This window comes from Psychrobacillus sp. PGGUH221 (genome assembly GCF_042055255.1).
GTDB lineage: Bacteria > Bacillota > Bacilli > Bacillales_A > Planococcaceae > Psychrobacillus.
The window spans coordinates 16396-36740 of sequence record NZ_JAQMHQ010000004.1 but is presented as its reverse complement, the minus strand read 5'-3'; the positions used below and the strand labels follow the sequence as shown (position 1 = coordinate 36740).

The window sequence follows — 20345 nt, the reverse complement described above, 5'->3', positions numbered from 1 at the left end:
ATTTAAGACTTTGTCATTCTATACATACTGAATTGACCTACAAAAACAGTGTCATTCTCCACTTTACTCGTTACTTCAATAAGCGTTGTGTTTATTTCCATATCACTAGAAACTACTACAGCCTTTGCAATCACTCTGTCACCTTCTTGAACAGGCTTCACAAATGTGATGTTAGATTTTCTAGTAAGCGCTAATTCATCATTTATGACAGCAACAGCCAAAGAATTGGCTTGTGCAAACAAATGATGCCCTCTCGCTATTCCATTTCTTGCAAACACATGGTCTTTTGTAATATCTAATAAAGAAATCGCTTGTTTATCTAAATCAATATCAATTATTTCACCAATTACCTCGTCGATAGGAAGTGATTTCACTTCTTCTTCAAAATTATGTGCTGCTACAGTTTTTATACGCTCTCGCAATTCTGGAATAGATAATTCCATTCGATCAAGTCTTATTGTTTGCACACTTACATTGAATGTAGAAGCTAATTTTTCATCCGTGATAAATGGGTTTTTATCTAATGTATCAAGCAGTAACTTCTGTCTTTCTTTTTTTGAGTATTTCATCCAATCACCACCATTTTAGCACTTGGTACTAATATCAGTATATAAATATTAAAAAAAGAATGCAAGAATTGATTTGCAATCCTTCCAGCATTCTCTTTAGTCAATACGCTCACCATCTAGCGCTTTGGAATTTAATAATATTGTTCTTAGACCTTCCATTTCTTCGGACTGCCAAAAAGCATCTGAATCCAACAATCTTTCTGCATCTACTTTAGCAGTATTAAGTGCACGATAATCATGTACAAGATCTGCTACTTTGAATTCTGGTAACCCACTTTGCTTTCTACCGAAAAAGTCACCCGGACCACGTAATTCTAAATCTTTTTCAGCAAGCGCAAAACCATCATTCGTTTCGGTCATGGATATCATTCTTTCTTTTCCTTCTTCTGATTTTGGATCAGCAAGTAGGATACAATACGATTGGTGTTCTCCTCGTCCCACACGCCCTCTTAGTTGGTGTAGTTGGGCAAGTCCAAATCGTTCCGCATCTAAAATAATCATAAAGGTTGCATTCGGTACATTTACTCCTACTTCAACGACCGTTGTAGAGACAAGAACTTGAACTTTCCCTTCTGAGAAATCTCTCATCACTTGCTCTTTTTCATCAGGATGAAGACGTCCATGCATCAAGCCTATTGTATAGCCTGCTCCAAGATCAGTAACCATCATATTGTATACGTCTACAGCATTTTGGACATCTAGTTTTTCTGACTCTTCAATAAGTGGACAAATAATATAAGCCTGTCTTCCTTTAGCTAATTCCTTTTTTAACCGGACTATTAGTTTGTACATTTGATCTTGCTTCATCCAATGAGTCTCAATTTTCTTTCGGCCAGCAGGCATTTCATCTATAACAGATACATCCATTTCTCCAAACGCTGTAATGGCTAAAGTTCGGGGTATCGGAGTTGCCGTCATAAATAATACATCCGGATCTTCCCCTTTTTCCTTCAAGACCCTTCGTTGTTCTACTCCAAATCGATGCTGCTCATCAGTAATAACTAAGCCCAATTTTTTAAATGAGACGTCAGGCTGAATTAATGCATGAGTTCCTATTAACAAATCTATATTACCGGCTTCTAAATTTTCTAATACAACACGACGAGCCTTCGCTTTTGTAGAGCCAGTCAGTAAAGCAATTTTGACTCCAATTGGGGTAAGCCATTCATCCAAAGAAGTAGCATGTTGTTCCGCCAATATTTCCGTAGGAGCCATAAGTGCTCCTTGATAACCCGCAGTAATAGCTGCATATAAACATATAGCAGCAACAATTGTTTTTCCTGAGCCTACGTCTCCCTGTAAAAGGCGGTTCATACGATAAGGTTCTTTTAAGTCTCGACAAATTTCGTTTACAACTCTTTTTTGTGCATCAGTTAATTCATACGGTAAAGAATCAATTAATTTTTTCACCAAATCATTATTGAACGCAACGCTGTTACCGATATTTTGTTCCTTACGAGCTTTCTTTATAGCTTGCATTTTTAACTGAAAAATTAATAATTCTTCATAAACAAAACGTCTTCTTGCATCTTTTGAATGCTCTGCATTTTGTGGAAAATGTATTCCTTCCAACGCCGTCGAAATATCAGGCAAACGATAGGTTTCTCTAATTGATGCAGGTAAGATGTCTACTAGGTATCCATTTACCTCATCCAATGCTTGTCTCATAAATTTCCGAAAAGTCTTTTGGCTAATCGTACCTTTCAATGAATAGACAGGTTCAAAATCTTGTTGGTCCGTCTTAGGGCCAGCCGAAAAGGTAGAAACATTTATGACTTGTCTTCCCCTGTCCCATTTTCCGGTTACTGTAATGACTGCACCTGGTGTTATCTTCGTTTTTAAATAAGCTTGATTAAAAAAAACTGCTTTAATCAGATGTTGTCCTGCTAATAAACGGACTTGCAATCTCGATTTGTTTTTCCCTAAAAAAAGAAGAGAAGGCTCACTTTCGACCCTTCCTTCCACTGTTACTCGTTCATTATGAGCGGTTTCCGCTAAGTTCTTTAATCGAAAGTCTTCATGACGATAGGGAAAGGTCATAACCAAATCTTCTAATGTGATGATCCCTAATTCTTGCAATGCGTTAGCTGTACCACTTCCCACTCCTTTTAAGGAAGTAACTAACTCATTCTTTTTAGTTTCCACTATTAACTACTGCTCCGCCAAAAATTTTGGATTCTAACCATTTTCCTGTAGGAGTTGCTGCAAGCCCGCCTCGAGCAGTTTCTTTTAATGCAGTTGGCATTGTTTGGCCAATTTTATACATGGCATCTATTACTTCATCACATGGAATCCGACTTGTTACACCTGCTAATGCCATATCTGCTGCCACTAATGAATTAGAGGCACCCATTGCATTTCGTTTTACACATGGAACTTCTACAAGACCCGCTACAGGATCACACACTAAGCCAAGCATGTTTTTAAGGGTAATTGCAAAAGCTTGAGCGCTTTGTTCAGGGGTTCCTCCCGCCATTTCTACGATTGCTGCTGCTGCCATACCTGCTGCTGATCCAACCTCAGCTTGGCAGCCACCTGCCGCTCCAGAAATAGAAGCGTTGTTGGCAACTACAAAACCAAAAGCACCCGCTGTGAACAAATAACGAATCATTTGCTCTCTTGTAGGATTTAACTTGTTTTTCACTGCAAATAATGTTCCCGGTACAACACCGGCAGAACCAGCAGTCGGAGTCGCACAGATAGTACCCATTGCTGCATTCACTTCATTTGTTGCAACTGCTTTACTAACTGCATCTAGCATTAATTCTCCAGATAAAGTGTTTCCTCTTTGCATATAATTTTGAAGTAGCACCGCATCTCCACCCGTTAAGCCGGACGTTGATCGAACTCCATTCAAGCCTTTTTCTACCGCTTCTTCCATTACAGTCAAATTACGATCCATTTGAGCCATTATTTCTTCTCTTGAACGCTCTGTTATTAAGATTTCTTGTTCGATCATGATTTCTGAAATCAGTTTTTGCTCTTTGTTAGCTAAATCAACTAATTCACGAACATTATGAAATAAAACATCCATTCGTCTTCCTCCTTAGTCCGCTATTCTAGTAACTTGTGTAATATTAGGTAATGTAGATAATTCCGCAAGTATATTGGCATCCACATTCTGATCCACTTCAATTACCATTAACGCCATATTTCCTTTTTCTTTACGAGAAACTTCCATATGACCGATATTAATATCATATTTAGCAAGACAATTTGCCACGCTCGCAATACAACCAGAACGATCTTCATGCACTACTAAAATTGCCGCTAAATTACCTGATAGACGAAGCGGGAAACCATTCAACTCCGTTATTTCTGTCTTTCCGCCACCGATGGAAATACCGACCATCGACATTTCTTGTGTTCCATCACCAATCACAATTCGAGCAGTATTCGGATGCTCTGTGTGAGCGGTTTCAGGAATAAACTCATATGTTAGTCCAACCTTTTTTGCATCTTCAAAGGCTGTTTTTATACGCTCATCAAACGTATCGTAATCTAGCAATCCACCAATAATCGCTACGTCTGTTCCATGTCCTTTATAGGTCTCTGCAAATGAACCATATAAATGTATTCTTGCCCATGTAGGCTGCTTTCCAAATAAATCTCTTGCTACTCTTCCTATACGTGCTGCTCCTGCAGTATGGGAAGAAGATGGTCCAATCATAACAGGTCCAATTATGTCAAAAACTGATTTGAACTTCATTGCATAGACCTCCAATAGTATATTTACTACTTATTTTACACTGAATGTACATATTAAACAAAGGTTAGAAGATTAAGAGAATAAAATGGAAAGTAAGTGTCTAAACCACTTGGTTATTTATCTTTAACCTAATTACGCTCGACCTAAATTTTTCAAGCAAATCTATCCAAAAAAAACCACGGGGAAAGTAAACTTCATTCCTCGTGGCATCTTATTTCTATTCAACCGATAAAATATATGGATATAAAGGTTGTTTACCGTTATATAATTCAATTTCAACATCTTCGAATTGCTCTTCAATGAAAGCAGCAAATTTAGTTGCTTCATCTTCCGTAACATCTTCACCGTAAATGATCGTTACGATTTCTGCATTCTCATCGATCAACGTTGTTGCAAGCTTATTTGCTGCCTCTTCTCTAGAAGGATTAGAAAGAATAATCTTCCCTTCTGCCAGAGCCATGAAATCATCTTTTTTAATTTCCACGCCATCAATTGAAGTATCCCGAACTGCGAAAGTAACTTGACCTGTTTTAACATGAGAAAACGCTTCGGTCATATGCTTTTTATTTTCTTCTACAGTAGCTTGTGGATTGAATGCTAAAATAGCTGCCATTCCTTGTGGAAGTGTTTTCGTTGGTACGACAGCTGCTTCAATACCCATCACCTCCGCTGCTTGTTCAGCAGCCATAATAATGTTTTTATTGTTCGGTAAGATGAGGACGCGTTCTGCTCCCACTGCCTCGATTGCTTTTACAATATCCTCGGTTGAAGGATTCATTGTTTGTCCGCCTTCAATTACTGCGGAAGCTCCTAAGCTTTTTAGAAGATCCGAAATACCTTCGCCCATCGCAACTGTTACTACTGCATAAGGATGCATCTCTGCTTTTTTTGCGGGAATTTCTTTCGAGTATCCTTCTCCTACGATATCTGTATGTTGTTGGCGCATGTTTTCGATTTTAATCTTAATCAAATCTCCATATTGTTGGCCATATGTTAGTACTTCCCCTGGTGTTTCTGAGTGGATATGGATTTTAGCAATTTCGTCGTCTGAGATCACTAAAAGTGAATCACCGAAAGCACTTAAATCGTTTCGGAATGAGGTTTCATCAAATGCTTTTTTACCATCCTCAAAACGAACCATGAATTCAGTACAGAATCCAAATTCAATTTCGGACGTATCCATAAATCCTTGAACATTTTTATGGTGTTCAGCACTCACTAAATCATCCATTGACGAATTAACTGTTTTCTCAGGTAATGCTTCACCTTTTAAGCTAGCTAAAAAGCCTTCATATACAAATAACAGCCCTTGTCCGCCACTATCTACTACCCCAACTTCTTTAAGTACCGGAAGTAAATCAGGTGTTCTATTTAACGAAGCTTTTGCCTCTTCTACAACTGCTTCCATTAATAAGCGAATATCGTCTTCTGTTTCGCTCACTTCTACCGCTTTTTTAGCAGAGTCCTTTGCAACAGTCAAAATAGTACCTTCTACCGGCTTCATCACTGCTTTATATGCTGTTTCTACACCATAATTTAAAGCTTCAGCAAATTGTTTAGCATCTAGTGTAGAAGATTGCTCAACTGATTTTCCAAACCCACGGAATAATTGGGAAAGAATAACCCCAGAGTTACCTCTAGCTCCCATTAGTAAACCTTTGGATAATGCCTGAGCTGTTTTACCGATATGCTCTACAGTATGAGCTGCTGTTTCCTTAGCACCAGAAGTCATCGATAAATTCATATTTGTGCCAGTATCTCCGTCAGGAACTGGAAAAACATTTAAAGCATCTACGTAGTCTGCGTTTTGAAATAGGTGGTGAGCACCCATTTTAACCATATCTGCAAACTGTATACCATTAATTGATTTCATTGTTTTCTCTCCCTCATTCACACGCTTGCCACGCGAACTCCTTGTACATATACATTTACGGATTTCACTGACATACCAAGAGATTTATTTAGTGTATATTTCACTTTTGATTGCACTTGATAAGCTATTTCAGAAATTTTTGTTCCGTAACTAACAATAATATACATATCAATATGTAGGTCTTCTTTTTCTTGTCTTACAATAACGCCTTTTGTAAAATTTTCTTTTCTTAATATGTCTGTTAATCCATCTCTAATTTGATGCTTAGATGCCATACCAACTATTCCGTAACACTCTATAGCGGCTCCGCCTGCAATTTGTGCAACTGCATCTTGCGATATATCAATTTGTCCGAATTCATTTTTCAATTCAATTGACATGATGAAACCTCCCAAGTCTTTTTGACTACCCTTTATTGTACTACACCGTTCAGAATTATAAAAGAGAGCGTTTACTTTTTATACTATTTCCTTCTATATTATAGGGTATGATGGATAGATAGGCAAAAAACGTGTAACATTTGATGCATTTTTTCATTTTACTCTTTTTATCCAGCACATTGCTCCTGCCCACAACTCGTCGCAGATGGGATTGCTCTTCAGGGGTAAAAATAGTCGCTTGCGCATTTCTAGATATCCAGTTGCAGCGCTTTGCCCTTCGAGGTCAAATGTGATTCATCTACGTCTAACAGGGTTGGACATAGAATTTTCGCATTTGCTTGTCAGGGCAGAAATAGGCGCTTCCACATTCAATATGGTGTAAAGGTTTTTTTCTTGATATGCTTGCACTTCATATTAGTCTGTGGTAAATTATTAAAGTATGTGAAATATCGAACTGAAAAATCTTTCAGCTTCTTTTTTAAAGGAGGAAATATAATGCCAAAAGTATGTGCAATCACTGGGCGTAAAGCTCGTTCTGGTAATGCTCGTTCTCACGCAATGAACGCCAACAAGCGTACATGGGGGGCAAACCTTCAAAAGGTCCGCATTCTTGTAGACGGTAAACCTAAACGTGTTTGGGTTTCTGCTAGAGCTTTGAAATCAGGAAAAGTTGAGCGCGTTTAATCGTACTCATAATTAATGCCAGGCCGACAACAGTCGACCTGGCATTTTTTCTTTTGTTTCCCCAGAAGACTTGCGTCCATCATCTGTTACTTCTTGACTTCTTCTTTCTTAAACATGCGAATACAAACTCTTACAAAACTACTTACTGATTTAGGCAATCTAAATGTGTATACCTTCACACACAATTCCTCCCTTTTAGTCGCTGCTTCTTATCATTAAACATATGCCAGCAGTAAAAGAGATAGTACCAATTCGTCCACTTACTTCATTACTAGTAAATTTGGAATTGCCAAATGAAATATTTTCTTTGGTAACTTCATACAGAAAGCCTCTAAGAGATATATTTTCAACTGTTTCACCGTACGAAAAAAAAGAAATATATTTAAAATGTGGATCAGGTTTAATTTCATGTATTCCAGGTAATAAAAAACGAACAATATTTTGCTTATTACGTATGTAGAAAACAATTTCCGGATAGTTCATTTGAAAGCGTATCATATCATGTAAAACTGCTTCATAATGATCGAGTCTCCCACCAGTTACCGCTGTTAAAATAATATTATCCGGTTTATATTCTATAGCTCGCATTATTGCTATGTGTGTATCTGTTTCATCCTTCTCGGCTTGTAAAACTGTTACTTTTTCAACCGTTGATTCTAATAAATGAAATTCTTCTTCTTTTAATGAATCGAAATCACCAATAATTTCATGTGGCGTTATTCCATTTGTTAATAAATGAAGAGCTCCGCGATCAGCACCGATAAAAAAAGTATCTTCTTTGGAAAAAGGAAGTTGTTTAAAATCAACAACTTCCTCTACTGGACCTCCTGAGCAAACGATGACCGTTTTCATTTTACCGCTACACTTAAACCGGCTTCTTTTATTGCTTGTAAAGCCTTCCCTTTATCCTCTGCATTATAGATGGCAGAACCAGCTACAAATATCGTAGCTCCTGCCTCTACACAAGGAATAATCGTTTCTTCATTTATTCCGCCATCAATCTCGATTTCGATCGCTAAATTTCTTTCTTTCACGATATCTGCCAATTGTTTTACCTTTGGTACAACTGAATGAATAAATTTTTGACCTCCAAAGCCTGGGTTTACTGTCATAAATAAGACCATGTCTATATCTTCTAAAACATGTTGAATCGATTCAATTGGAGTATGTGGATTTAACACGACTCCCGGTTTTACGCCAAAAGAACGAATCAATTGAATCGTACGATGTAAGTGTGGACTTGCTTCTACATGAACCGTAATATAATCCGCACCTGCTTTTGCAAAAGATTCAATATATTGATTGGCATTTTCAATCATTAAATGTACATCTAAAGGGAGCTTCGTTAAAGGTCGTAATGCTTCCACTACAATTGGTCCCATTGTAATATTCGGAACAAAATGACCATCCATTACATCTATATGAATAAGTTCAGCACCTGCTTTTTCTACTTCTAACACTTCTTCTCCTAGCTTCGCAAAATTAGCTGCTAGTATTGATGGGGCAATTTTAACCATAATTTAGTACCTCGGCTTTCTTTCCACTATTTCATTAAAAAATTGTAGATAATGTTTATATCGATAATCTTTTATGCTTCCTGTTTCTACTGCATTTTTTACTGCACATTTTGGTTCATTCACATGCATACAGGCTCTAAACTTACACTCATCCTGAATTTCTACAAACTCTGGAAAACATCTTGATAGCTCTTCTTTTTCCATTAATTCGAACTCAAAAGAGCTAAAACCAGGGGTATCAGCGAGTAAACCACCACATACCTCAATGAGTTCCACATGTCGTGTCGTATGCTTTCCACGTCCTAAAGCATCCGAAATTACACCAGTCTTTAAGTTAAGTGTAGGTAAAATCGTATTTAAAAGCGTAGATTTACCTACACCAGATTGGCCGGCAAGCACTGTAGTCTTTCCTTCTAATAAAGGAGTAATTTTGTCGTCAAATTGGGGGTCACCTTTAAACGTGATCAAAACCTTATAACCAATTTGTTCATATTCTTTTATATATTGTGCGATTGTTTTCTCCATCTTTTCATCTAATAAATCACTTTTTGTTAAACAAATAATTGGTTCGATATGAAATGACTCCAATACTACTAAAAATCGATCTAATAAGATTGTATTAAAGTCTGGCTCCTTCACAGAAAAAACTAAAATTGCCTGATCAATATTGGCGATGGGAGGACGAACGAGACTGTTTTTTCGGTCATGAATGACCGTTATTGTTCCGTCATTATCCCCTTCCACCTTATAGTCCACAATATCTCCTACTAACGGAGATTCTCCTCTATTGCGAAATACGCCTCTTCCTCGACAAGTTATCATTTCTCCATTGTCATAAACATAGTAAAATCCACTTAATGCTTTTCTTATTTGACCTGTCGGCATCCGTAACCTCCTTATTTTACATCCTTATAATCAATCGTTTCTTGTGCAAATACTGTATTACCTACTTCTATCCGATATGCAGCTTTTTGTCCTTCACTTATTTCTAGCTTAATATGTCTTTCTACCGTTTCAGTTAATACGAACTCTTCAATAGGAACGGCCATTGTACGTGTTTTATCTTGTACATAGATTCTTACAACTTGTTCTTCTTGGGTAGGCTGCTCTTCATCTTCTTCACCCTCAGCTCCATCCCCCTCTTCTTCCGTGTTTGGAGGCTCGTAAGGGATCGTAACCGTTTTGACTACCAATTTTGTAGAAGCAGGTTTTGGCCCATCTGAGACCACAACCTCTATCGTACTTCCTGGTGCCACTTTTTTGTTCGCTTGAGGTTCTTGACTAATCACATTACCTTTTTGAATGGTATCGGAATACTTGGAACCTGCTATTTTTATTTTAAAACCAGAAGTTCTTTCATAATCCTTTAAAGCTTTTTCATTCCAATCTTTTAAGTCGCTTACTGAACGTAAATCTAGTCCCTTACTAACTGTAAACACTAAATCTGTTTCAGATGGGATAATTTCAGTACCTGGTGGCGGATCTTGTCCGATAATTTCACCTATTGGCTTTTCTGAAAATTGTTCTTCGGGTTCAATGGAACGTAATTCTGAATTTGAAAGTAATTCTTTTACCTCATCAATATTTCTCCCTCTATAATCGGCAATTTCAGAAGATTCTTTTCCCGATGATACGAACAAATCTATTTTTGTTTCTTTTTCGCGAAGTTTTCCTGCCTCCGGTGAGGTTCGAATAACATTTCCTTCTTCCACCTCATCTGAAAACTCTAGTATTTCTTCACCTACCACGAAACCTTCCGCTTCTATTTGTTCAATAGCAGCTTGTACATCTAAATTTGCCACATCAGGCACTTCTACTTTATCTGGTTTAAATAGTCCAGGGAAGAGAATGACAAATAGTAATGCTAGTAGTAGAACACCTGCTATAACCCCAGTTACAATTTTCCACTTTTTTACCTTTTTCGTTGGAATGGTCTTATCCAACTTAGTTGGTGCAACAGGTATTTTTTTTGTTTCTGAAACCTCTTCAAAAGGAATCGGCTCTTTAATAACAGGTAAAACCTTCGTTGCGTCGTTGTCGACAGCTATTACAAATTTAGCTTCATCTGCTCGTTCTGGTGACAAGGCAGTTGCTAAATCTTCTTCCATTTCCTCCGCAGAATGGTATCGATTATTTGGGTCTTTAGCAGTTGCTTTTAGGACCACATTCTCCAAGCTTTGTGGGATGGAAGGAATAATCGAACGAATGGACGGAGTTTCAGTTTGCAAATGCTTTAATGCAATGGAAACTGCTGACTCACCAGAAAAAGGAAGTTGTCCAGTTAGCAGCTCAAACAATACAATCCCCAAAGCATAAATATCTGAACGATTCGTAGCTGTTCCACCACGAGCTTGTTCAGGAGACAAATAATGGACTGTCCCAAGCACTGAATTTGTTTGGGTATAGGATGTTGCACTCAAAGCCATTGCTATACCAAAGTCCGTTATTTTAACTTTACCTTCTTCATCCAATAAGATATTTTGCGGTTTAATATCTCGATGAATAATATGGTTGTTATGCGCATTAGCAATGGCAGATGTTAGCTGTCTCATAATCGTTACTGTTCTTACCGGAGAAACTGGTGCATTACGTTGTATGTATTGTTTTAATGTTTCACCTCTAACATACTCCATCACGATATAGTGAATATCTTCATCTTCACCGACATCGTATATATTTACAATATTTGGGTGTGTGAGGCTGGTTGCAGATAATGCTTCACGTTGAAAACGACGACGTAATTCCTCTTCGTTAGAAAAATCGTAACGAAGTACTTTTATGGCAACGTCACGATCCAATATCATGTCATGCGCTAAGTAAACGTGGGACATACCTCCGCCGCCTATCATTTCTAGCAACTTATATCTGCCACTAATTCTTTTTCCTATTAACATCCTCACACCTCCTCACTATTATTAGATAGTATTATTAAAGAAATATTATCTTCTCCACCTGCGCGATTTGCTTCTTCTACAAGCTCTGCACCTTTTTCGGCTAAAGACGTATTTGAGTATAGAATGGAATGAATGAACGGTTCACTCAATTTATTGCTTAGTCCATCTGTACAAAAGAGAAAATAGGAATTCGGTTGAAACTCTACTTCATGAAAATCTGGTTGAATTGTTTGTTCTGTTCCAACTGCTTTCATAAGAACATTTTTCTTCGGGTGCGTTTTAGCTTGTTCCTCACTTATTTCACCTGAGTCGATCAATACATTTACATAAGAATGATCTCTCGTAATTCTCCCAATACCGTTCGGTAAAAGTTCATATACGCGGCTATCTCCTACATGAGCAATAATTCCTTTATTCTGTTCAAATAATCCAGCAATGAGCGTAGTACCCATTCCCTCACAACCTTTATTGACGGTTGAATGTTTAACGATTGCCTGATTAATCGACTGAAACGTATATGTCAACCAGTCTTTAGCCTTTACAATGGAAGGGTTATATGCCGCAAAGTATCTTTTGAACTCGGAAATAGCTATTTCACTTGCGACATCACCAGCATTGTGACCACCCATACCGTCCGCCACTACCGCTAAAATGCGCCCATCGGAGCGAACAAATACGTCCGCCCGATCTTCATTTACCGTTCTTCTCATTCCAACATCCGTTTTAACAACAAACTCCATTTACTCCTTCACCTCTTTAAATGAAATGAAAATTATCTTTGCCATTTATCGGCATAGTGGGCGTCTTAAGCTTTCTTTACAAATAAGAAACTATAGACATTTCTAAATTGTAACTTTCCAGACTCCAGCACCTTTCCTCTCCAAGTCCAATGTGAAATTACTGTCCTTGGCAATCTCGTCGCAAACTAAAACAATAAAACCGTTTGCGATGGCTGAAGACCTGCCTCCTATGGCCGCTCGAGGCGGGTCATGACTGCTTTGCCACAGAAAGTGGCGTACATTGAAGAACTTCCAATTCCCTCATTTCCTTGTTGGGTCAGATAGAGGTGCTTCCGCTTTTCTTAAATACGGATACAAAAAAGCCGTCGCTTCTTAAATCTTGTGGGAATAATTGAAGCATTCCGTCTTGCTGGTTGTCTTTGATGTTTTTAATAACGTCTGGAAAAGCTTGTAGTTGCATATCTGGGTGTGCCTCTAAAAACAATTTGGCAGTTCCTTCATTTTCTTCTCGATCTACTGTACAAGTACTATAAACCAACAAACCATCTTTCTTTAAAAGTTTATAAGCTTCTTCTAACAAATTCAGTTGAATCGGTTTTAACGATGCAAAATCTTTTTCATTTTTAGTGTACTTAATATCTGGTTTACGCTTCATCACACCTAAACCACTGCATGGTGCATCTACTAAAATTCGGTCAAAAGACTGTTCAGGGTATTCCTCTGATGCTTTTCGCCCATCCTTTTCTACCGTTTCGATAAAGCTGAAACCCAATCTATCAGCATTTTCTTTTACTAGCTTTAGTTTATGCTGATGGATATCCATTGCTATGAGCTTTCCGGTATTTTTCATCTTTTCAGCAATATGCGTTGTTTTCCCGCCTGGTGCGGAACACATATCTAAAACGGTCATACCTGGTTCAACTTGAAGTGCATACGCTGGAATCATGGAACTCTCGTCTTGAATTGTTACAAATCCCTTTTGGAAAGCAGTAGTTTTTGCAGCTTGAGCATTATACAAATAAATACACTCTGGGATAACTTCGCTTTGTGCAACAACATATCCTTCTTGTGTCATTAAATGAAGAACTTGATCCACTGTGCGTTTAAACAAATTTACTCGAAGCGTTGTCACAGGAGGCTCATTATTTTCCCTCAACATGTTAGCAGTTGTTTCAAAACCATATTCAGATATAAAACGCTTTACCATCCAAAGAGGGTGACTTGTTTCTACAGATAGTCGTTCTACTTCATCTTTTATTTCTTCAGTAGATCGAACGCCTTCTCTTAAAATAGAACGAAGAATACCATTTACTACACCTGCTATACCTTTATGACCTCTTTTTTTCGCAATATTCACTGCCTCATTTACAGCCGCATGGTCTGGAATACGAGAAAGATATTGAATTTGATATAGAGAGAGGCGAAGTAACTGTAAGACCCAGTCTTCCAACTTTCCTTTGATGAACGGTTGTAAATAATAATCCAGCGTCATTTTGTATTGAATTGTTCCATACGTTAACTCTGTCAATAACGCACGGTCCTTATCTTCAATATTATATTTTTCGATTGTTTGATGTAATAATAAATTACTGTATGCCTGTTGCTTCTCAACTGCCATTAATATTGTGAGTGCCGCATCTCGAACATTACCAACCCAAATTTTTTCTTGTTTTTTTGTCATTCAAATTTATCCCCTATTCGCAATTTCGAACCTACGCCACGCAAATAATCTACTACGGACATTTTCTTTTTTCCAGCTGGCTGTAATTCATCTATTCGAATTGCTTCTTCAAAGCCTGTTTGAACAACAAAATAATCCGATTCCACTTTCACAACAGTTCCTGGTAGTTCCTTGGTTTTCACTTGCATAATGTCTGCTTTCCAAATTTTTACCGATTGTCCTTCAAGTGTTGTGTACGCAACTGGCCAAGGGTGCAGACCACGAATTTGATTGTGTATTTCTAGTGCTGATTTGTTCCAGTCAATTCGTTCTTGCTCACGCGAAATATTTTTTGCATATGTCACAAGAGACTCATCTTGTTTCACTCGATTATTTGTTTTCGAAATGATAGATGGTAACGTTTCTTTTAATAAATCAGTACCTACTCCACTTAATTTATCAAACAGAAGTCCAGTATCATCTGTATGGCTAATTGAGACTTCACATTGTGCAATAATATCTCCAGCATCTAGCTTTTCTTCCATATACATAATTGTCACACCTGTTTTGTCCTGCCCATCTATAATCGCTTGATGAATAGGAGCTCCACCACGATATGCAGGTAACAAGGAAGCATGAACATTAATACAGCCAAGTTCAGGAGCATCTAGCAACTCCTTTGGTAGTAATTGACCAAATGCAGCAGTGATAATAATATCTGCATGCAATGCTATAATTTCCTGTAATTCTTCCGACCCCTTCAGTTTCGTAGGCTGGATGACAGGAAGTCCTAGCTTAACCGCTTCTTCTTTTACAGGGGGAGCAGTTAACACTTTTTTTCTTCCGACTGGACGATCTGGCTGGGTGACAACAGCTAACACATCATAGCCTTCCTCTACAAGCATGCGTAAAATAGGAGCGGAGAATGCAGGGGTCCCCATGAAAATGATTGATGTCATAGTTGTTCCTCCTCTAGCTCTTTCTCTACTTCCTCCAAATCCACATAACGAATGATTTTGGATGTAAATAAAACACCATGTAGATGATCAATTTCATGCAATATGGCTCTTGCTTCATAATCCTCTGCTTCTAATTCATATAGCGCACCGTCTCGGTCTTGCGCTTCTACCTTTACATAAAATGGACGTTCCACTTCCCCATATATATCTGGAAAACTTAAGCAACCTTCTACTTCAATCTCGGAACCGCCAATTTCGACTACTTCTGGATTGATCATTTCAATGACTTCTTGCCCTTCGCCAAGGTCCACAATTGCAACCTGAATTGTTTCCCCTACTTGAGGAGCAGCTATTCCGATACCATCTGAAGCGATCATCGTGTCGTACATATCATCTAAAAGTGTTGCTAGCTTCTGATTAAATACAGTAACCTCTTTACATTTTGCTGTAAGAATTTCATTTGGGTGTGTAACAATTTCTCTTATTGCCATTTCTTTTTTCCTCTTTTCAAACCGCCTATAAAATTGTGGAAGGATCTAGATCAATCGATAAGATAATACCTTTTTTCATCCACTCTGTACGATATATTTTTATTAATTGCTGTAGTTTTTCAATTAAAATTGGTTCTTTTTTGTATTTTATCAAACATTGGTAACGATATCTATTTTGTATCTTACTGATAGCACATGCTGTTGGTCCAACAACCATTGATTGTTCAGATAAATTTGCTCTTAACCAATCCGTTGCAAGCTTCGCATATTCGGATGCAAGCATAACATTCTCATGCGTTATTTGAACTAACGTCAAATAATAAAATGGTGGATATTCATACTGTTTCCGAACGAGCATTTCTTTATGATAAAAAGGTTCATACAATTGAGCTTTCGAAAGTTCTATTGCGTAGTGCTCCGGAGTGTATGTTTGAATATAAACTTTCCCTTCTTTATCGTGTCTGCCCGCTCTTCCGCTAACTTGCGTCATCAATTGAAACGTCTTTTCAGCAGCTCGAAAATCAGCTAAATGCAAAGTAGTATCAGCATTTAGAACGCCTACCAATGTAATTTTTGGAAAGTCTAAACCTTTTGCAATCATTTGCGTTCCAAGCAAGATGTCTGCCTCACCATCACCAAATTGCTTTAAAATACGTTCATGGGAACCTTTTGTTCTAGTAGTGTCTACATCCATTCGTAGAACTCTTGCAAAAGGAACCAATCTCGCAATTTCTTCTTCTACTTTTTGTGTACCAGTACCAAAAAAGCGAATATGTTCACTTGCACATTCCGGACAAATTGTTGGAACTGGTTCCTCATGTCCACAATAATGGCATTTAAGCTGCTCTCCCGCACGGTGATAGGTCAAGGAAATATCACAATTCTTACACTCCACGACTGTTCCGCAGTCACGACATAATACAAAGGAAGAAAAACCTCTTTTATTTAAAAACAATACGATTTGTTCTTTTTTATCGAGTTTTTCCCTAATTGCATCTGCAAGCTCAACACTGAACATAGAGCGATTACCATTTTTCAACTCCAATCGCATATCCACAACATTCACGGTAGGTAAGGCTTGTTCTTTTGCGCGTGCTTTCAACGTTAACAACGAATATACACCCTTTGAAGCGCGAGCATATGACTCAAGCGATGGAGTAGCGCTCCCTAGTATGACAGGGCAATGATGAAACTCGCTACGCCAAATTGCCACGTCTCTCGCATGATATCTTGGGTTGTCTTCTTGTTTATATGTAGATTCATGCTCTTCATCTAAAATTATGACACCGAGATCTTTAAAGGGAGCAAAAATGGCAGATCTTGCACCAACGACAACCTTCACTTCTCCCCGCCAGATTTTACGCCATTCATCATACTTTTCACCGATCGATAACCCACTATGCATAACAGCTACCTCATCACCAAAACGAAGTTTAAATCGCCGAGTCATTTGAGGAGTCAACGAAATTTCTGGCACAAGCATAATCGCTTGTTTTCCTTTTAAAATGGAGTTTTCGATTGCATTTAAGTAGATTTCAGTCTTCCCGCTTCCAGTAATCCCATGCAATAGGAACGTCGTGTTTTCCTTATGATTTTGAGCATGGTTAATCTTTTCAAGTGCAACAGCTTGTTCCTCTGTAAGCTGGAAACGTTGGTCTGTGTCATGATGTTCTAATGTGGTAATCTCACGATAAATCTCTTCTTTTTCTAATTCTAAAATATTTTTTTCAATGAGCGCTTTCACTACATTATTATTTGCGTTAACTGTTTCTTTTAGTTCTTCCATTGTAAAAGAATCTTGCACTTGGATTAATAACCATTCCATTAATTCTTTTTGTTTGACGGCATTTTTTGCTAGGTTATTTATTTGATTTTGAATGTATTCTTTAGTAGCTATAACCTTATATTTGGTAATCGTCTTTGCTTTCGCGTGCTGTTTTATGACTGTTTCCAGTTGAACGCTACCTTGTGTTAAATACTTTTTCATCTGATGTAAATAACCAGCTTTTTCAATTACCTCGTAAGAAATAATGTCTTTTTTTCCAAACAGAGCAAAAAAGGATTCTTCCACTGCATTCGAATTTATCAACTTAATATTTTTCTTATATGTAGCTCGTAAGGCCGCAGGGAGCATAACTTGAAGTGCATCTATTTCATAGCAAAGCGTTTTATTGGTCATCCATTTAGATAACTGTAACAGTTCTTCCGTGACAACTGGCTCTACATCAATAATAGATTGAACCTCTTTTAGCTTGGAAGTATCGATATCTGTTTGTTCTTTAATGTTGGTAATAAAACCTTGTACTTTTCGATTTCCAAAAGGAACATGAACCCTGCTCCCTCTCTCAACGAGATCCTTTAATTCCTCAGGAACAATATAATCAAAAGGTCGGTCAATTGGATAAGCAGAAACATCAACAATAACTTCTACTATCATTTAGACTCTTCTTTTTCGAGTTTGATAATGGTTTGAAGCAATTGATGAGCGAGCTCCTGTTTATTTAAATGAGGGAAATGCATTTCCAAATCATGTTTACCTACTAAAATGACCGAATTCGTATCCGTTCCAAAACCTGAACCTGCCTCTGTCACATCATTCGCGATGATATAGTCTGCATTTTTCTTTTCCAGCTTACCTTTTGCATAATGAAGTACATCATTCGTTTCTGCAGCAAATCCAATTAACAATTGGTTTGTCTTTCTACTGCCAAGCTCCGCAAGTATATCCGTTGTTCGTTCTAATACAATGGTAGACTCACCAGGTTGTTTTTTCATTTTTTGATTATGTACTTCTTTCGGTTTGTAATCCGCTACAGCAGCTGTTTTGATAACGATAGAAGCTGTATCAAACTCTTTTAGAACGGCATCAAGCATTTCTTTCGCACTTTCCACCGGGATAAGCGTTACATTGCTTGGGGCATCTATACTTACTGGTCCAGAGATCAAAATAGTTTCTGCTCCTAATTTAGCAGCTGCTTCTGCCATTGCGTAGCCCATCTTGCCACTGGAAAAATTCGTTAAGAAGCGCACAGGATCAATTCTTTCTCTCGTAGGTCCGGCAGTCACTACAACCTTTTTCCCTTTTAACGGTAACTCTTTTGGAACAAAATATTCTTCTACCAGTTGAACGATTTTCTCAGGCTCCTCTAAACGCCCTTTTCCAACGTAACCACATGCTAAAAAACCTTCAGAAGGTTCGATAAATGAATATCCGTCTTTTGAAAGTTGATCGATGTTTCGAATAACCGCAGCATTTTCATACATATGCACATTCATTGCTGGTGCTATCCATACGTCAGCAGTAGTAGCAAGTAAAGTGGTAGTTACCATATCGTCTGCTATTCCGTTTGCTAGTTTCCCAATAACATTTGCGGTAGCCGGCGCGACAATAACTAAATCCGCCCAATCGGCTAAATTGATATGTGCAATAACACTAGAATCTTTTTCATCGAATGTATCAAAATATACATCATTTCGAGACATCGCTTGAAAACTTAAGGGTTGTACAAATTCCATCGCTGATTTTGTCATAATGACCCGCACGTCCGCTCCAGCCTGTGAAAGTTTACTTACGAGCGCAACCGCTTTATAAACAGCAATACCACCTGTCACACAAACAACAATTTTTTTTGAAGTTAACATACGCTTTTTCCCCCGATCTAAAGCTTAAACCGAATACGTTCCTTTAACTAAACAACCTCCCAAAGAAATTTATTCTTTGGGAGGTGTTTGCTTCTTCATCAATTTCGCATTGGCGTATTTCCGCCCAGATTTTGCATCCAGCCTGCTGAATAAATTTCTTTAAAAATCCAAGGCAACCGCTTTATCCTACAGTCGTTCAACCGACCTATAATGAAGTAGATATTTTATACTTCGTCCTCGTAAATTACGTTTTCACTTGATGATTCGATTGTAAGTTCACCTTTAGCTACTTCCTCTAAAGCTTTCCCAACTTGTTTATAAGAAATATATGAAGTTAAACGTTCGCCGCCTTCTTCTTGTAACTGTCGAGCTCTTTTAGAAGCTACACTCACTAACGAATATTTTGAGTCAATTTTGTTTTTTAATGAATCTACTGATGGATATAACATTTATAATTCCCCTTCCAACATGGCTAAATATCTTTTTTCAACACGTTCACGTCGACAATGCTCAGCAGCAACAATAGCATTTATTTTAGCGCATGCTTTTGTCACTTCGTCATTTTCAACGACATAATCATATAAATGCATCATTTCTAGTTCTTGTCTTGCAGCTTGAATTCTAGAATTAATCACATCTTCTGTTTCCGTTCCTCTACCGATTAGTCTTTGCTCTAATTCGGATAAACTAGGAGGGGCAAGGAATATAAATAGTGCTTCTGGCGCTTTTTCACGCACAAGTGCGGCACCCTGAACTTCTATTTCTAAAAATACATCTCGTCCAGAGTCAAGCGTTTCATTGACATAATCAATAGGAGTACCATAGTAATTTCCTACATAACAAGCGTACTCTAATAATTTTCCTTGTTCAATTAACTGTTCAAATTCTTCATTCTTTTTAAAAAAATAATCTACTCCATCTACTTCTCCTTCTCTTGGAAGTCTTGTAGTCATCGAAATAGAATACTCATAATTTGTACCAGGCTCTGAAAATAATTCTTTTCTCACTGTCCCTTTTCCGACTCCGGATGGTCCCGATAAGACGATTAATATCCCTTTTTCTCTTCGCATAACGTCTCCTTCAAATACATTCATATACCGTATACTTCTTCAAATTACATACTTAACTGATTATAACACAAGTTTCTCAGAAAATGATAAGATAATAAGAAAAGCGGCAGACGCCGCCCTGCTGCGACAAGCAAATGACGGTTTCCGAGGAGGCAGC

The 20345-nt window shown here is 37.8% G+C and carries 20 protein-coding genes; 1 reads left to right on the top strand and 19 read right to left on the bottom strand.

Annotated elements, in window-relative coordinates:
• Positions 1-2: 2 nt before the first annotated feature.
• The 6 genes from fapR to PGC35_RS07685 all read right to left on the bottom strand — a co-directional run bounded on the left by fapR (position 3) and on the right by PGC35_RS07685 (position 6531).
• On the bottom strand, positions 3-569 hold the full coding sequence (fapR, locus tag PGC35_RS07710; RefSeq protein WP_375218782.1) for a transcription factor FapR: 567 nt from the start codon (positions 567-569) through the stop codon (positions 3-5).
• A 96-nt stretch (positions 570-665) separates the two neighbouring features.
• Entirely contained in the window at positions 666-2714 is a 2049-nt protein-coding gene (recG, locus tag PGC35_RS07705; protein WP_375218781.1) for an ATP-dependent DNA helicase RecG, read from the bottom strand.
• Complete coding sequence (sdaAA, locus tag PGC35_RS07700; RefSeq protein ID WP_053590013.1) at positions 2704-3603, bottom strand: L-serine ammonia-lyase, iron-sulfur-dependent, subunit alpha; 900 nt, start codon at positions 3601-3603, stop codon at positions 2704-2706. The genes recG and sdaAA overlap by 11 nt, the downstream gene beginning before the upstream one ends.
• Before the next feature lie 12 nt (positions 3604-3615).
• Positions 3616-4278 (bottom strand): L-serine ammonia-lyase, iron-sulfur-dependent subunit beta, encoded by a 663-nt coding sequence (gene sdaAB, locus PGC35_RS07695; RefSeq protein WP_053590014.1) that lies wholly within the window; start codon positions 4276-4278, stop codon positions 3616-3618.
• 217 nt (positions 4279-4495) lie between these two features.
• Positions 4496-6151: a DAK2 domain-containing protein gene (locus PGC35_RS07690; protein ID WP_056830267.1), complete on the bottom strand. Its 1656-nt coding sequence runs from the start codon at positions 6149-6151 to the stop codon at positions 4496-4498.
• Between the two features lie 17 nt (positions 6152-6168).
• The gene (locus PGC35_RS07685; RefSeq protein WP_053590015.1) at positions 6169-6531 is read right to left on the bottom strand and encodes an Asp23/Gls24 family envelope stress response protein; all 363 of its coding nucleotides are present in this window, start codon (positions 6529-6531) and stop codon (positions 6169-6171) included.
• 495 nt (positions 6532-7026) lie between these two features.
• Between PGC35_RS07685 and rpmB the strand changes: the two genes are divergently transcribed.
• Entirely contained in the window at positions 7027-7215 is a 189-nt protein-coding gene (gene rpmB, locus PGC35_RS07680; protein WP_053590016.1) for a 50S ribosomal protein L28, read from the top strand.
• Between the two features lie 86 nt (positions 7216-7301).
• Here rpmB and spoVM read toward each other — a convergent pair whose 3' ends face one another.
• The 13 genes from spoVM to gmk all read right to left on the bottom strand — a co-directional run bounded on the left by spoVM (position 7302) and on the right by gmk (position 20188).
• Entirely contained in the window at positions 7302-7394 is a 93-nt protein-coding gene (gene spoVM / locus PGC35_RS07675) for a stage V sporulation protein SpoVM (RefSeq protein ID WP_156316786.1), read from the bottom strand.
• Between the two features lie 16 nt (positions 7395-7410).
• A complete protein-coding gene (locus PGC35_RS07670; protein WP_375218780.1) occupies positions 7411-8067 on the bottom strand; it encodes a thiamine diphosphokinase in 657 nt (218 codons plus the stop codon).
• On the bottom strand, positions 8064-8732 hold the full coding sequence (gene rpe / locus PGC35_RS07665; RefSeq protein WP_375218779.1) for a ribulose-phosphate 3-epimerase: 669 nt from the start codon (positions 8730-8732) through the stop codon (positions 8064-8066). The genes PGC35_RS07670 and rpe overlap by 4 nt, the downstream gene beginning before the upstream one ends.
• Positions 8733-8735: 3 nt before the next feature.
• Positions 8736-9617: a ribosome small subunit-dependent GTPase A gene (rsgA, locus tag PGC35_RS07660; protein ID WP_375218778.1), complete on the bottom strand. Its 882-nt coding sequence runs from the start codon at positions 9615-9617 to the stop codon at positions 8736-8738.
• Between the two features lie 11 nt (positions 9618-9628).
• Positions 9629-11626: a Stk1 family PASTA domain-containing Ser/Thr kinase gene (gene pknB / locus PGC35_RS07655; RefSeq protein ID WP_375218777.1), complete on the bottom strand. Its 1998-nt coding sequence runs from the start codon at positions 11624-11626 to the stop codon at positions 9629-9631.
• Positions 11627-11628: 2 nt separating this feature from the next.
• Positions 11629-12366 carry a Stp1/IreP family PP2C-type Ser/Thr phosphatase gene (locus PGC35_RS07650; protein ID WP_375218776.1) on the bottom strand — a complete coding sequence of 246 codons (738 nt, stop codon included), beginning with the start codon at positions 12364-12366 and terminating at the stop codon, positions 11629-11631.
• A 316-nt stretch (positions 12367-12682) separates the two neighbouring features.
• Positions 12683-14047 (bottom strand): 16S rRNA (cytosine(967)-C(5))-methyltransferase RsmB, encoded by a 1365-nt coding sequence (gene rsmB, locus PGC35_RS07645; protein WP_275784899.1) that lies wholly within the window; start codon positions 14045-14047, stop codon positions 12683-12685.
• Positions 14044-14985, bottom strand: a complete 942-nt coding sequence (gene fmt / locus PGC35_RS07640) for a methionyl-tRNA formyltransferase (protein ID WP_375218775.1) — start codon at positions 14983-14985, stop codon at positions 14044-14046. Before fmt ends, rsmB begins: the two co-directional genes overlap by 4 nt.
• On the bottom strand, positions 14982-15476 hold the full coding sequence (gene def / locus PGC35_RS07635; RefSeq protein ID WP_375218774.1) for a peptide deformylase: 495 nt from the start codon (positions 15474-15476) through the stop codon (positions 14982-14984). Before def ends, fmt begins: the two co-directional genes overlap by 4 nt.
• A gap of 25 nt (positions 15477-15501) precedes the next feature.
• On the bottom strand, positions 15502-17913 hold the full coding sequence (gene priA, locus PGC35_RS07630) for a primosomal protein N' (protein WP_375218773.1): 2412 nt from the start codon (positions 17911-17913) through the stop codon (positions 15502-15504).
• The gene (gene coaBC, locus PGC35_RS07625; RefSeq protein WP_375218772.1) at positions 17910-19118 is read right to left on the bottom strand and encodes a bifunctional phosphopantothenoylcysteine decarboxylase/phosphopantothenate--cysteine ligase CoaBC; all 1209 of its coding nucleotides are present in this window, start codon (positions 19116-19118) and stop codon (positions 17910-17912) included. Before coaBC ends, priA begins: the two co-directional genes overlap by 4 nt.
• A 224-nt stretch (positions 19119-19342) precedes the next feature.
• Entirely contained in the window at positions 19343-19567 is a 225-nt protein-coding gene (rpoZ, locus tag PGC35_RS07620; protein WP_375218771.1) for a DNA-directed RNA polymerase subunit omega, read from the bottom strand.
• Positions 19568-20188: a guanylate kinase gene (gmk, locus tag PGC35_RS07615; RefSeq protein WP_053592156.1), complete on the bottom strand. Its 621-nt coding sequence runs from the start codon at positions 20186-20188 to the stop codon at positions 19568-19570.
• Positions 20189-20345: the final 157 nt, after the last annotated feature.